The 13,858-nt window shown below is 67.2% G+C and carries 15 protein-coding genes; 7 read left to right on the top strand and 8 right to left on the bottom strand.

The window, feature by feature from the left end; all coding sequences use genetic code 11:
• Positions 1–21 precede the first annotated feature (21 nt).
• The 3 genes from PHP91_RS11655 to PHP91_RS11645 are packed head-to-tail and all read right to left on the bottom strand — an operon-like array spanning position 22 to position 3,827.
• The gene (locus tag PHP91_RS11655) at positions 22–1,548 is read right to left on the bottom strand and encodes a hypothetical protein (protein ID WP_300140721.1); all 1,527 of its coding nucleotides are present in this window, start codon (positions 1,546–1,548) and stop codon (positions 22–24) included.
• A complete protein-coding gene (locus PHP91_RS11650) occupies positions 1,545–3,245 on the bottom strand; it encodes an ABC transporter ATP-binding protein (RefSeq protein ID WP_300140719.1) in 1,701 nt (566 codons plus the stop codon). The genes PHP91_RS11655 and PHP91_RS11650 overlap by 4 nt, the downstream gene beginning before the upstream one ends.
• 57 nt (positions 3,246–3,302) lie before the next feature.
• Positions 3,303–3,827 carry a winged helix-turn-helix domain-containing protein gene (locus tag PHP91_RS11645; protein ID WP_300140717.1) on the bottom strand — a complete coding sequence of 175 codons (525 nt, stop codon included), beginning with the start codon at positions 3,825–3,827 and terminating at the stop codon, positions 3,303–3,305.
• 549 nt (positions 3,828–4,376) lie between these two features.
• On the opposite strand from PHP91_RS11645, the gene modB reads away from it, so the two are divergent.
• Genes modB through PHP91_RS11630 form a run of 3 tightly spaced genes read left to right on the top strand, consistent with a single transcriptional unit; the run spans position 4,377 to position 6,615 of the window.
• Complete coding sequence (gene modB, locus PHP91_RS11640; protein ID WP_300140715.1) at positions 4,377–5,066, top strand: molybdate ABC transporter permease subunit; 690 nt, start codon at positions 4,377–4,379, stop codon at positions 5,064–5,066.
• Between the two features lie 21 nt (positions 5,067–5,087).
• Entirely contained in the window at positions 5,088–5,849 is a 762-nt protein-coding gene (modA, locus tag PHP91_RS11635; RefSeq protein WP_300140713.1) for a molybdate ABC transporter substrate-binding protein, read from the top strand.
• Positions 5,850–5,871: 22 nt separating this feature from the next.
• Entirely contained in the window at positions 5,872–6,615 is a 744-nt protein-coding gene (locus PHP91_RS11630) for an ATP-binding cassette domain-containing protein (protein ID WP_300140711.1), read from the top strand.
• Positions 6,616–6,704: 89 nt separating this feature from the next.
• Here the strand turns inward: PHP91_RS11630 and PHP91_RS11625 are convergent, their stop codons facing one another.
• Entirely contained in the window at positions 6,705–7,394 is a 690-nt protein-coding gene (locus PHP91_RS11625) for an MgtC/SapB family protein (RefSeq protein WP_300140709.1), read from the bottom strand.
• Positions 7,395–7,561: 167 nt separating this feature from the next.
• Entirely contained in the window at positions 7,562–8,560 is a 999-nt protein-coding gene (locus PHP91_RS11620) for a TOBE domain-containing protein (RefSeq protein WP_300140707.1), read from the bottom strand.
• A gap of 195 nt (positions 8,561–8,755) precedes the next feature.
• Here PHP91_RS11620 and PHP91_RS11615 point away from each other — a divergent pair, with 195 nt between their 5' ends.
• From PHP91_RS11615 to PHP91_RS11600, 4 genes are read left to right on the top strand one after another with little or no spacing between them, the layout of a single operon-like run.
• Positions 8,756–9,472, top strand: coding sequence for an ATP-binding cassette domain-containing protein (locus tag PHP91_RS11615; RefSeq protein WP_300140705.1), 717 nt, complete (start codon positions 8,756–8,758; stop codon positions 9,470–9,472).
• Positions 9,463–10,194 carry a molybdate ABC transporter substrate-binding protein gene (gene modA, locus PHP91_RS11610; RefSeq protein ID WP_300140703.1) on the top strand — a complete coding sequence of 244 codons (732 nt, stop codon included), beginning with the start codon at positions 9,463–9,465 and terminating at the stop codon, positions 10,192–10,194. The genes PHP91_RS11615 and modA (PHP91_RS11610) overlap by 10 nt, the downstream gene beginning before the upstream one ends.
• Positions 10,195–10,199: 5 nt before the next feature.
• Positions 10,200–10,868, top strand: coding sequence for an ABC transporter permease subunit (locus PHP91_RS11605; protein WP_300140701.1), 669 nt, complete (start codon positions 10,200–10,202; stop codon positions 10,866–10,868).
• Positions 10,869–10,876: 8 nt separating this feature from the next.
• Positions 10,877–11,602 (top strand): DUF364 domain-containing protein, encoded by a 726-nt coding sequence (locus PHP91_RS11600; protein WP_300140699.1) that lies wholly within the window; start codon positions 10,877–10,879, stop codon positions 11,600–11,602.
• Positions 11,603–11,687: 85 nt separating this feature from the next.
• Here the strand turns inward: PHP91_RS11600 and PHP91_RS11595 are convergent, their stop codons facing one another.
• From PHP91_RS11595 to PHP91_RS11585, 3 genes are all read right to left on the bottom strand, one after another.
• A complete protein-coding gene (locus tag PHP91_RS11595) occupies positions 11,688–12,296 on the bottom strand; it encodes a histidine phosphatase family protein (RefSeq protein WP_300140697.1) in 609 nt (202 codons plus the stop codon).
• Entirely contained in the window at positions 12,293–13,417 is a 1,125-nt protein-coding gene (locus tag PHP91_RS11590) for a DVU_1551 family NTP transferase (RefSeq protein WP_300140695.1), read from the bottom strand. The genes PHP91_RS11595 and PHP91_RS11590 overlap by 4 nt, the downstream gene beginning before the upstream one ends.
• Positions 13,414–13,858 (bottom strand): XdhC family protein (locus PHP91_RS11585; RefSeq protein WP_300140693.1); only part of this gene is annotated, 445 nt, incomplete at its 5' end. The genes PHP91_RS11585 and PHP91_RS11590, both read right to left, overlap by 4 nt.

Below are 13,858 nucleotides of genomic sequence, written 5' to 3'. Positions count from 1 at the left end.
GCGGACCCGCGCCGCCCTGCGCTAGCCTTTCGCATCCGCCTTCCGGGACGCCCGGCGCGCAATGGACTTCCCGCGAGGGTCGTTTTCCGCCACCCACCTCCCCCACTTCTCCACAAGGGGATGCACCGCACGCACGTATTCCGCGACATTCGGGCCGAGCTCGCGCAGGTTCCCGATGTCGAAGCTGACCGGCACCGAGCTCAGGTAATGCGCGTGCAGGGCCAGCCTCGCGCTTTCCGGGTCAGGGGTGAAGCCTGCCAGATACTCCTCGACCTGTCGGGTGAAGTCCGGCTCGTCCAGGTTCGTGCGCAGCACGTTCGGCAGGAAGTTGTAGAAGACGTTCCCCAGCACGATGACCGGCTTGTTCAGCAGGTAGGCCTCCCACCCCGCCGTGCCTGTGACCGTCAGGACGGCGCGGCTGTTCCGGATCAGGTCGAAGGTGCTCACCGAGGGGTGCAGGACTTCCACGTTATATAATTTTTTGAGATTCTTGTAGAAGAAGAGCGGACGGTTGCCCGCCATGGAGGTGTGGTCCTTGACGTAGAGAGTGTAGTCGGACGGGAGCCTGCGGGCCACGTCGGTGACGAAGCTTTCATGGTGCGTGTACTGTTCGCCGTAGAACAGGTCGGAGACCTCGGGCGTGTGGTGCAGCGGCAGGTAGATGTACTTCCGGTCGAAGTCGGGCCGCCGGACCAGGAAGTCCGTGTGGAGCAGGCGGGTCATGACCACGGCCTTGGTCGGCCAGCGCGAGATGGCGGCCAGGGAGGAGTCGAGGAAACCGGACTCCCGGTCGAACTCATTGTCCCTGTACATCTTCATGTTGCGCGCGATGGCGCGGACGCCGCCGAAGAGGATGCCCTTGAAGCTCCTGCTCACGGACCGGACGAACGGGGAGATATACTGGGGCCTGACGGGGCGGTCGACGAACTCCCGGTAGAGCGCTTCGGCCTCCTTTTCGCCCTCGGGATCGGGGTGCTCCCCCCGGGTGAGCGCCTCGAAGGCCTCGGGCATGCCGAGCTGGCGCCCCTGGGAGTCCAGGCCGCACATGCGAAGGCCGACGTGCCGCGTCGAGGTGAAGACCATGGCCGGAATCCCCCGGCGCAGGGCCGCGTCGGCAAGGATGTTCCAGAAATACTGTTCCCGGCCCAGGAGCACGAGGTCCAGGTCGTTCTCCTCCAGGATTTTCTTCGCGAGCATGAGATAGACGACCTGAATCTCGCGGGCTTTCCGGAAGTCGTGGATCTTGAAGAACGCCCGGTCGTAATACACCGTCCGGACGTTCTCCGAAATGTCGAGCCAGGCCTCCAGCTCCCGCTGCGCCTTGTCGAGTTCGTCCAGGGACATGGCCCGGATCGCGTCGATGTGCTCGAAGTAGAATCCGGGGACGCTGTAGACCGGGCCGCGCCAGCCCAAGTCCTTCCACGTCGCCAGCTCCTGCTCGACGAACTGCCACATCACCAGGTGGACCACCGGGCAGTCGAATTCCTTGTGAAGCGCCGCGACGACTCGCGCCATCTCCGGGGAGTTGACGCAATGCAAGATACTCATGCTTCCCTCTGCTGCATATGTGAATTACCCATTTCCACCACGCGGTCCGCCACGTTCCGCACCGCCTCCTGATGCGAAATGGCGAGGATCGCCCTGCCCCTCTTCATCTCGGCGACGCTCGCCCAGATGCCGCGCTCGGTCTCCTCGTCCAGCCCGGTGGTCGATTCGTCGAGGATGAGCAGCCTGGGGTCGCCGATCAGCGCGCGGGCGATCATGAGCCGCTGCTTCTGCCCGCCCGACAGGCTCCGGCCATGCTCTCCCACCACGAAGTCCAGCCCGCCCTCCAGCTCGCGCACGAACGAGGCGGCCCCGGCTTCGGTCAGCGCCTTCCAGACCTCCTCGTCCCCGGCGTCCCGTCCCAGGGTGATGTTGACCCGGACGGTGTCGTTGAAGAGGAAGACCTCCTGCGGCACGTAGCCGATCTGGCCGCGCCACTTCGCCGGGTCGGCCTCGGCAAGGTCCAGGCCGTCGACGAGGACCTGGCCCTCCCCGGGGCGCAGCAGCCCGGTCATGAGGTCCACGGCCGTGGTCTTGCCCGAGCCCGACGGGCCGCACAGGGCGGTCACGGCATGGAGAGGCACTTCGAGATTGAAATCGCTGAGAACCCGCTTGGCCCCATAGCTGACTCCCACGTTCCTGAACCGTATCCGGTCCCGGAAGACCACGTCCCGACTGCCGCCCGCCGCCGCGCGGTTGCCGTCGATGTCCGCGATCTTCCCGATCAGCATGGCCAGGCTCCCCTCCATGGTCCCGAAGTTCTGCAACGCCTGCTGGAAGCTGGATATCCGGGTGAGGATGCGCTGGAAAAAAAAGGCCATGGCCAGGATCAGCGCCCCGTCGAGGTTGAGCACGGCGCTGCCCGCGTACAGCCCGCCCGCCAACAGCACGGTGATGAACGGCTCCTGGATGGAGTTCAGGACGCTGATGCCCAGCACGCTCCTGCGGGAGGCCTGCTTGAAGCTCTCCACATGGTCCTTGATGTGGTCGATGAACAGGGATTCCACGCCCATGGTCTTGAGCGGCTTGGCTCCGGTCAGCGAGTCGGTGAAAAGGGCGCTCATGTTGTTGAGCGCGTTCGCCTGCTTCATGCCCTCGCGGCGGATCAGCCGGATCAGGGAGTGGAAGCAGAGCAGCAGCGCGCTGCCGCAGACCAGCCCGGCCAGCAGCACCCGCCAGGAGATGAAGGCCCCGACGCACAGGTAGACCATCGCCTGGATCAGGAAGGCGGAGGCCTGCACCATCAGCGTCAGCGCCCTGCCCGCCTGAAAGCATTCCGTGGAAAGGGCATGGATCAGCTTGCCCGTGGGCTGGCTGACGAAATAGCCCCAGTCCGCCCGGAGCAGCCCGTCGAGCATCTTGAGCCGGAGACGGGTGGCTATCTCCGGCTCGATAAAACCGACCTCCCTGAAGGCTACCATCATGATGGCGGCGCGGGCGACCATGGCGCAGCACATGACGACCAGCACGTTGCCCAGGGAGGGGGAAATGCCGACGCCCCGGAACAGGCCGTAGATCTGCCCCAGCAGCGGCGACGACGACTCGCCGCCCATGAGCGAGGCCAGCAGGGGGACGATGCTGACCGCGCCGACGGACTCCACGAATCCGGCCAGCAGCAGACAGGCCAGGGTCTTGGCGATCTGATGCGGAAACTCGTTAAAGAAAAAGAGGCAGGTCTGCCATGTGGTCAGATTTTTCATCACCATTCCGATGCGCGCTGCGATACCGTTTCCCGGGGGCGGCCGCCCCCGCGTCCGCTATACGACCTTCCAGTGCGGCCGCTTCATGAACACCGATTCGCTCCTGGCGAACTCCTCCGGCGTGAGATCCATCACCCGGACCTTCCTGTCCACCTTGGACTCGCCGATGCGCCGCAACTCGTCCAGGCGCACCTTGTCCACGTTCCCCACCACCAGCACGTCGATGAGCCCGGAATCCCGGCCCTGGGCGTAGTCGTCCAGGATGTACACCGCGTCCACCTTGCCCAGGCTGTGCATCACCTCGTCGATGAGCCGGTCGATGCCCAGGGACTTGCGGACGATGGAGCTGATCTCCGGGAAAAAGGGATGCTTCTTGTTGGCCTGGAAAAAAACGCTGCGGCCGGATTGCCGACGCGTCAGATACCCGGCCTCGCTCAAACTGTCGAGCTCGGTCTTGAGCGCGTTGGGGGAAAGGCCGAACTCGCTCGACAATTCCCTGAGATAACTGGAGACGTTCGGATTCAGAAAGAGCTTCAACAGCACCTTGATCCGCGTCTTGGAGGTGAACAATTCGGCGAGCATGGGTATTTCGTACAAAATAACTGTACAAAAAGCAATCAGAAGATCGCATCACATCAGCCGCCCCGCACCAGGTCCATCCGCCCCGGCCCGCCTCTCCGGCAGGTCCCGTGCAGGCGCGGCACATGCCCTGTCATTCCTCCATTGCGGCAGGGGCGGCAAAAGGACATCCTCGGGACATTTTCCCGCCACTCCATCAAACAACAGGAAGTTCCCCTATTGCCGCAAAGCCGCCGAATGTGTTTTATGGGAGCGTCCACTACGACTTTTCCCGGCAATCCCCGCCGGGAACTCCCCCGAAAGGCCTCAATCACCGCCATGAGGCCTTTCACTTTTCCCGGCCCCGCGTTCTTCCTTCTCCCCATCCCTGTTTCGCCATTCCTCTGTTTGTCACGTTTTTGCCTCTTTGCGTGACGGGCTTGCCGACAACACCCGCTACTTCTAGGAAAATGAAGCAAAGGGACAGGACCGGCCGCCGCCTTGGCGGGGCCGACGCGCACGCTCTGGACCGTAAGGTCCCGAGCCGTTTCGACCGGAGAGGATCACGCCCCCATGGACATCGTTTGGATTGATTTCGCGGACCCCGCCTTTCTCAACCCGCTCGTGCTCACCCTCAAGGTGGCCGGGCTGGCCACCATCGGCTCGCTGATAATCGGCGTGGCCGCCGCCTACGTCCTGGCCCGCTGGAAATTCCCCGGCCGCGACTTCCTGGACGCCGTCTGCACCCTGCCCATGGTCATGCCGCCCACGGTGCTCGGCTACTACCTGCTGGTCTTCATCGGCCGACGCGGCGTCATCGGCCAATGGCTCCAGCAGACCTTCGGCATCACCCTGATGTTCACCTGGCAGGGCGCGGTCATCGCGGCCACGGTGGTGGCCTTTCCCCTGGTCTTCAAGTCCGCCCGCGCCGCCCTGGAAGGAGTGGGCAAGCAGTACGAGAACGCGGCCCGCACCCTGGGCCTGGGCGAGTTCGCGCTCTTCCTTCGCGTCTCGCTCCCCCTGGCCATCCGCGGCGTCATCTCGGGCGGGATGCTCGCCTTCGCCCGGGCCATGGGCGAGTTCGGCGCCACCCTCATGGTGGCGGGCAACCTGCCCGGCCGGACCCAGACCCTCTCGCTCGCCGTCTACTCGGCGGTCCAGGCGGGCAACGACGGCCTGGCCAACACCCTGGTCCTCATCATCAGCATCGTCTGCGTGATCATCCTCATGGCCACCAGTAAATTGTTGCAGCCCCGGTTTTAACCCCCATTCAAGGAGATACCGATGAAACGCATTACCTTGTCCGTCCTGTTGTCTTTCCTCCTCCTGGCCGTCGCCGTGGTCGGCAACGCCAGGGCCCAGGAGCTGATCGTCTCCGCCGCCGCCAGCCTGACCGACGCCTTCAAGGACATCGAGCCCGCCTTCGAGAAAGCCCATCCCGGCGTGGACGTGGTCATGAACTTCGCCTCCTCCGGCGCGCTCTACCGCCAGATCGAGCAGGGCGCCCCGGCCGACGTCTTCGCCTCGGCCAACCCCAAGTGGATGCAGAAGGCCATCGAGGGCGGCTTTGTCGTCAAGGGCGCCGAAAAGGTCTTCGCCCACAACTCGCTGGTCCTGGCCACCCCGGCCGACAACCCGGCCAAGGTCACGGGCCTGTCCGACCTGACCGGCGACAAGGTCAAGAGCATCGGCATCGGCACCCCCAAGACCGTGCCCGCCGGCAAGTACGCCCAGGGCGCCCTGGAGGCCAAGGGCCTCTATGAGACCCTGACCCCGAAGATGATCTTCGGCGAGTCCGTCCGCCAGGTCCTGGACTACCTGTCGCGCGGCGAGGTCGACTGCGGCTTCGTCTACGGCACCGACGCCGTCAAGGCGGGCGACAAGGTCAAGAGCATCGCCGAGATCCCCCTGGAGAAGCCGGTGACCTACCCCATCGCGGTGCTCAAGAACGCTGCCTCCGCCGACCTGGCCACGGCGTTCGTCGCCTTCATCCTCAGCCCCGAAGGCGCGGCCAAGCTGGAAGCCCGCGGCTTCAAGAAGCCCTAACCCCGCGTTTCCATCCCCGTTCATGCAATTCGATCTGAACATCACCAAAAAACTGCGCAGCGGAGGAGACGAGTTTCTCCTCCGCTCGCAGTTTTCCACCACGGACCGCGCGCTGGTCCTGTTCGGCCCCTCGGGGTCGGGCAAGACCCTGACCCTGCGCGCCATCGCCGGGATGCTCAAGCCCGACAAGGGCTACATCCGCTTCAACGGCGAGACCCTCTTCGACTCCGAGGCGGGCGTCAACGTGCCCACCCGGAGCCGCCACGTCGGCTACGTCTTCCAGGACTACGCCCTGTTCCCGCACCAGACCGTGCGCGAGAACATCGGCTTCGGCCTGAAGCCCCTCTTCGGCCGCCTCTCGCGCGGGCACCGGGAGTACGTGGAGGAGCTGATCCAGGTCTTCGGCCTCTCGGCCGTGGCCACGCAGAAGCCCGCCGCCCTGTCCGGCGGCCAGCAGCAGCGCACGGCCCTGGCCCGGGCCCTGGCCACCTCGCCCAAGCTGCTCCTGCTCGACGAGCCCTTCTCCGCCCTGGACCAGCCCCTGCGCATCCGCATGCGCGAGGAGCTCTCCCGCTCACTCACGAGCTTCAACATCCCGCTCATCATGGTCACCCACGACTCCGACGAAGTGGAATCCTTCGCCGAATCCATCGTGGTCTACCGCAACGGCAAGGTGGAGGACGTCCACTCGGCCAGGGAGGTCGCCGCCTCGGGCGCGAGCCTCAAGGACATCCTGCGCCGCCAGGTGGAGCAGGCCTACGGCTAGGACCGGGGACGTTCCCCCCAACGCATCGGGCCCCGGCGCACTCTCCGTGCGTAGGGGCCCGATGCGTTGAAAGGGGAGCGGCCGCGCCGTCAGCCCAGGCCGACCTCCTCGAAGCGCGGGTCCCCCTGCAGACTGTCGAACAGGGCGACCCCGCGCCGCCCGCCGTCGATGCGCAGCCGCAAGGCGGCCTGGCACTGCCCGGTGCCGGGCTGGCGGGAGACATTGCGGCCCACGATGTGGACCCGCTCCCGGCCCAGGCGGTCCTCCACCTCGGCGAGCAGGCCGAGCTCCCCGGTCCATTTGAGGCGCAGGGAGAAGAACTGGTCCCCGGCGATGGGCAGCAGGTGCATGGCGTACAGGGCCACCAGGACCAGCACGGTCAGCGGCACCGCGATGACGTATTCTCCCAGCCCCACGGTCACGCCGATGGCCGAGACCACCCAGATGGACGCGGCCGTGGTCAGCCCGCGCACGAAGTCCTGGCTCTTGACGATGGTCCCAGCGCCGAGGAAGCCGATGCCGGTGATGACTCCGGCGGCGGTGCGGGCCGGGTCCATGCGAAAGGCCGAGTCCGCGCCCATGTTCATCTCGATGGAGAGCTTCTGGAAGGTCACGATGATGGCCGCCGACCCCATGCAGACCAGGATGTTGGTCCGCAGCCCGGCCGCCCGGCCCCGGACCTGCCGCTCCACGCCCACCAGGCCGCCGAGGAGCATGGCCACCAGCAGCCGGGCCACGAAATGCCAGTCGTTCAGGAAAATATCCCACAGGTGCTCCACCGCGCAAAACCTCCCCGCGTTGTCGATTCGCCGGGAACGGGAAAGGACTCGCCCCGTACCGCCGAGGGGAGGCGCGTCGTCCCGGCTCGCATTCCATACAAAGACCGTTGGCAAATGATTGTCAATGGATGCGCGAAGATTTTCCGCGCGAGGGCCCGAGGCGTCCGCTATACCGTGTTCAGCACCACGGAGAGGGCCTTGAACCAGAACTCGGCCCGGTCGCCTGGCTTGAGGTCCAGCTCGCGGGCGCTGTCCATGGAGATGAGGGCGCAGACGTCGGAGCCGTCCTCGGTCCGTCCCAGGACCTCGGCCAGGACCGGCGACTCGGTGACGCGCAGGATGGTCGCCCGCAACCGGTTGCGGGCGCTGGCCGCCACGGGCGCGCCCTCGCTGGCCACCACGTTGACCAGCGGGGCCTTGACCGTGGCCGCCACGGGCACGCCGGGCTCGATCTTGAGGTTGCGCAGGCTGTCCACGGTGATGACCGCGCTCAGCCGCTGGCCGGAGCGGGTCTCGATGACCACCTCGGCCATGACCGAATCGCGCACAACCCCGGTGACGTGGCCGACAAAGGCGTTGCGCGCGCTGGTCTTCCGACGCACGGCCCGCTGCATGATGGAGGTGACGTCGCCGGGCGAAAACTGCTGGAACGCGGCCGTGAGGTTCAGCGACGACTGGCCGAGGACCTCCTTGACCACGGTGATGGGCACGCCGGTCCGGAGCATCTCCACGGCCCGGGTGTTGCGCAGCACCTGCGGCCCGGCCAGGTCCCTGGGCAAGCCGCACTCCTTGCCGCGCGCATAGCAGATGCGCCGGAAATAGCCGGGGTCCACCTGAAAGAAATCGCCCCGCGCCCCGCACCCGGCCGGCCCCTCCAGCACGTCGTCGATCTCGCGGAACACCTCGTCGGGCAGCGGCACCTCGCGCACCCGTTCGGCCCCGCCCAGGCGGACCAGGGAGCGCTCCCGGTCGAAGGCACGGGTGTCGTCCAGGGAGAGGATCTCCCCGAGCCGCGCGCCGGTATGACGAAGCAGCAGGAAAATCAACCACATGCGGAGCCTGGCGCGGGCGCTGTCCACCCGCTTGGCCGCGTCCTTCCAGTTGGAGAACGCAAGCTCGAAGGCCTGCAACTGCGGCGGTTCGAGATGTTTGACGTGCTCGGACACGCTGAAAAAATCCCGCGGGCACACCCTGCCAGACGGTCGGTCGTCCCTGTTCACCACGGCTCCTCTCTCCCCAGTCACTCGTTTGTCCATTTGCGTGACATGCTTGCGACTTGGCATTGCAAACCATAGGTGAAACGGGAGGGCGGCACAAGTCCGGAAAGCTCCCCCGAGCCCGGACGCCGCAGGGAGAGAACCATGACCCTGACCGTCGACATCCGCAAGGCCCTGCTTCGCTTCGAGCTTCGGGCGCGCTTCGCTTGCCCGGCGGGCAAGCTGACCGCCATGGTCGGCCCGTCCGGCGCGGGCAAGACTTCGCTCATCCGGCTCATCGCCGGGCTGGACTTGCCGGACCGGGGAACCATCTCCCTGGACGGCACGGTCTGGACCGACTCGGCCAAGGGCGTGAACCTGCCCGTCTTCCGCCGCGACATCGGCATGGTCTTCCAGGAATACACGCTTTTCCCGCACATGACGGTCCGCAGGAACATCCTCTTCGGCGCGCCCGAGGGATTCGACCCGGAGCCGCTGCTCGACACCTTCCGCATCCGCCACCTGGCGGACCGGAAACCCGCCGGCATCTCCGGCGGCGAGCGGCAGCGGGCCGCGTTCTGCCAGGCCCTGGCCCGGCGGCCCCGGCTGCTCCTCCTCGACGAGCCCTTTTCCGCCCTGGACCAGGAGACCCGGGCCTTTCTGTGCGGAATGCTGGCCGAGCTCAAGGGAACCCTGAACATTCCCATCCTGCACGTCACCCACGACCTGCGGGAGGCGAAGCTTCTGGGCGACGACGTCGTCGCCTTGGAGGAAGGCCGCATCTCCACGGAGTGGTTCCGCCGCCAATGCCACACCGGCGATGCTCCCTCCGCTTCCCGGACATCGACAACCCTTTCCCCAGGAGAATCCGCATGCGTCTAGTCAAACCGCTCCTTTTCGCCCTGATTGTCCTCGCCTGCTGCGTCGCGGCCGCATCGGCCGAGGGACTTGTGCTCGCCTCCGGCGGCGGATACAAAAAAATGGTCAATGCCCTGAACGCCCTCTATCAGGAGAAAACCGGCCGAAGCCTGGACCTGAGCTACGGCAACATGGGCAAGGTCACCACCCTGGCCCGGGAAAGCGGCAAGGTGGGGATGGTGCTGGGCGACCGCAAATTCCTGGTGGGCAAGGCCGAACTGTCCCTGGCCACCGAGATGGAGCTGGGTCGGGGCAAGCTGGTCCTGGCCTTCGCCAAGGGATCGAAGTACTCCAAGGTCTCGGACCTGGACGACCCCAAGGCGGGCCGCATCGCCCTGCCGGACACCAGCAAGGCCATCTATGGCAAGGCGGCTCGTGAATTCTTGACGAAAACCGGCCGAATCCCGGCCATAAACCCTCGTCTCGTGGAAGTAGCCACCGTACCCCAGGTGTTCGCCTACCTTTCCACCAACGAGGTGGATATGGGGTTCCTCAACCTCACCCACGCCCTCAACGTGCGCGACCGGCTTGGCGGGTACGTTGTCATCGATGAGTCGGAATACTCTCCCATCCGCATCATCGTGGGCGTCATGGACAGTTGCCCGGACAAGGCGGCGGCCCAAGCCTTCCTCTCCTTCCTGGAGACGCCGGAGGCGCAGGCCGTCATCCGGGCGAACGGGCTTTAGGCTTCATGGACCTGCTCCAGATCCTGGCCCAGCCGCAGACCATGGGTCCGCTCCGGCTCACCATCGAGACCTTGGCGGTGGCCGGAACGCTCCATCTGGTCTGCGGCGTCCTTGTCGCGTACTATCTGACGTCGGGCGCCGGTCCCCTTCGCTCGGCGGCGGATTTCGCGGTTACGCTCCCACTGGTCTTTCCCCCCATAGCCACCGGGTTCCTCCTTCTCATGGTGCTCGGGCGGGCCGGACCAGTGGGCGGCGTGCTGCCGTTCAGCGTTGTCTTCAGCTTTCCGGGCGTGGTCCTCGCCGCCTTCGTCTCGGGCCTGCCGCTCATGGTCAAGCCGGTGGAGGCGGCGCTTCGGGGCGACGTCAAGCGGCTGGCCGAGGTGTCGAGCGTGCTGGGCAAGAACCGCTGGCAGACCTTCTGGCGGGTGCTCCTGCCCAACATCCGGCGCAACGTGGCCGCCGGGTGGTTCCTGGCCCTGGGCCGTTCCCTGGGCGAGGTGGGCGTGACCCTGATGCTCGGCGGCAACATCATCGGCAAGACCAACACCCTTTCCCTTGAAATCTACAACGCCGTGTTCAGCGGCGAGTTCGACCGGGCCCTGGTGCTCTCCGCCATCATCGGCACCTTTTCCCTGGCCATTTTCGTTGCGCTGAAACGGCTTTCGGCCGTATAGGAGACGTCATGCAGACCACACTCGAAATCGTACGCGACAGGGCCCGGGGGCTCTGGGAGAAAATGGGCATCCTGGGCGAGCCCATCGCCGTCCATGCCGGGCCGCTTACCGTGGAACAGGCCATCGGCGCCCCCGACGGCGCCGACTTTCCCATCCAGAAGGGCAAGGAAAAGCTGATGGACGCGGTCTTCCGCGGCCAGCACGGCCAGGCCTTCACCGACCACTACGGCAACTACGCCGGGACCCTCGGCGACGTGGCCGCCCTGCCCTTTGACGGCAACTTCAACCGCGCCGTGTTCGTGGCCACCCTCAACGCCGTGTGCCGCGCCACCGGCCTGGCCGAGGGCACCATCCACTGCCGCGACGCCGGGCCCAAGGAATGCTGCAAGGGCATCGCCGCTCACATCCGCGACAACTACAAGGCCCGGCGCGTGGCCATGATCGGGTTCCAGCCCGCCCTGGCCGAGGCCCTGAACGGCCGCGTCGACCTGCGCCTGGTGGACCTGGACCCGGACAACGTGGGCACGGCCAAGCGCGGCGTGTTCATCGAGGGCGGCGAAGCCACGCGGGAGGTGGTCGACTGGGGCGACATGCTCCTGGTCACCGGCACCACCCTGGCCAACGACACCATCGGCGCGTTCCTGACCGACAAGCCCGTGCTCTTCTACGGCACCACCATCTCCGGCGCAGCCGCCCTCATGGGCTGGAAGCGCTACTGCCCGAAGTCGCTGTAACCCCCCCCTCTTCGCCAACAACGACGAATCCCCGCAAGCCTCGTGCTCGCGGGGATTCGTCGTTTCCGGGACCGGCGGGGCCGGGTCAGGACAGCAGGACCGGCAGCAGCAGGGACGGGGCCAGCCCGGCGCCGACGACCTCCAGATTGCCGGGCTCGCCGCCGATGACCGTGCAGGTCGTGAATCCGGGCGTGAAGTGGAACAAATCGCCCAACGGATGGCCGGTCAACCGGCAGAGCACGCAGCGGATGAACCCGGCATGGGTCACGGCCAGCACCGGCCGGGGGCCCGCAGCCAGCCGCCGGAGCACGGACATGGCCCGATCAGCCACGTCGGCGAAGGACTCGCCCGAAGGCGGCCGGAATTCGGCGAAATCGCGGCCCCGCGACGCATAGGCGTCAGGGAATCGCCAGCGGACCTCGGCAAAGGGCAGGCCGTCCCACTCCCCCATGTCGATCTCGTCCAGGTCGGGCAGGACCTCCGGCTCCAGCCCCAGCCGCACGGCCAGGGGGGCCAGGGTGTCCACGGCCCGGCTTGCCGGACTGGAGCACAGCCGCACGAAGCCGGCCCCGACCATGCGCCGGGCGGCTTCCTCGGCCCGCTCCCGCCCTTCGGCCGAGAGGGGCAGGCAGGTCCGGCCGATGCACCGCCCCGTTCCGCCCTCGCTCTCGGCGTGGCGCATCAGCACGATCACGCCAGCGCCTCCCGGGCCACGTCCTCGGCGGGTGCGCCCAGCTCCAGGCCGAAACGGGCGAGCATGGCCTCGGCCCGCTCCAGCCGGCCGGCGATGGCCCGCCGGGCCTCGGGCTCGTGTCCGAAGAGCCGGAGCTTTTCCCGGTAGCGGTCCGCCAGCGGGATGAAGGACTCGCCCTTGACCAGCTTGTCCGCCAGGAAGACCACGGCCTTCTCGTTCACGGGCCGGTCCGGGGGCAGGGCCATGTCGAAATGTTCCAGGGCCACCTCGGCGGCGAAGGGGAACCCGCTCTCCTTCAGCCGCTGCGCGCCCACCTTCTCGTGATGTCGGCCGCCCTTGCCGATGTCGTGGGTCAGGGCCGCGCCCCGGATCTTGGCCGGGTTCAGCGGATGCGCGCCCGGACGGAGGTTGAGCCGGTCGCAGAGGGCCCCGGCCACGCGGGCCACGGCCCGGCAGTGGGCGACCACCTCGGACGGGACCGCGAACATCTCGTAGAGCTGCTCGCACTCCGGCTCCAGGGGGTAGTCGAGGTCCACCAGAGCGCGGGCCAGCTCGTAGTCCTCCGGGGTGTCCAGGTCGTGCACGGTGCCGAAATCGGCCACGTCCAGGTCCATGGCGTCGGCCTCGCGCCTCTCCAGGACGCGGCGCAGGCCGCCCTCTCCGTCGTGGGCCAGGATGTCGGGAATCAGGGAGCGGTCGAGGAGCGGCGGGTGGCCCCGCTCGCCCCGGAAGCGGGGATAGAGCACGGCCGGGCGGGCCCGCCCGTAGGATTCGACCAGGCGCGCCACGGTCTCGGCCCGGACCAGGGGGATGTCCACCGGGAGCACGAAGAAGGCCTCGGCTTCCTCCGGCAGGGCGGCCACCCCGGTCCGCACCGAGCTGAACATGCCCTGCTCGTACTCCGCGTTGCGCACGGGCTCGGCCCCGGCCAGGCGGGCGGCGGCGTCCACCTCCCCGCCCCGCTTGCCCGTGACCACGATGACCGGCTCGACCCGGTTGGCATTCAGACAGCGGAGGCAGTGCGACAGGACGGTGCGCTCGCCCAGGGGGAGCAGCGGCTTGAACCGGGCCATGCGCGAGGACAGCCCCGCCGCCAGGACAACGGCCGCCGGGCGCGTCACTTGCCGTTCCCCGCGCGCACCCCGATCAGCTCGGCCGCGATGCTGACCGAGATTTCCTCCGGGGTCTGCGCGCCGATGGTCAGGCCGATGGGGCAGTGGCAGCGGTCGACGTCCGCCTGGGTGTAGCCGTCGGCCAGCAGGGAGTCGTAGATCTTGTCGCGCTTGCTCCTGCTGCCGATCATGCCCACGTATCCCGCCGGGGTGCGCAGGGCTTCGGCCAGGACGGCGCGGTCGTGCAGGTGGCCGCGGGTGACGATGACGATGAAGGCGTCCCGGCCCACGTCGAGCCCGGCGCAGCAATCCTTGAAATCGGGCAGGACCACCACCTCGTCCACCTCGGGGAAGCGCTCGCGGTTGGCGTATTCCGCGCGGTCGTCCAGGACCACGGTGCGAAAGCCGATCATGGTCCCGACGCGGGCTGTGAACAGGGAGACGTGCCCG

Origin of the sequence: Pseudodesulfovibrio sp., assembly GCF_028692895.1 — a bacterium.
Lineage (GTDB): Bacteria > Desulfobacterota > Desulfovibrionia > Desulfovibrionales > Desulfovibrionaceae > Pseudodesulfovibrio.
This window is presented reverse-complemented; position numbering and strand designations above follow the sequence as displayed.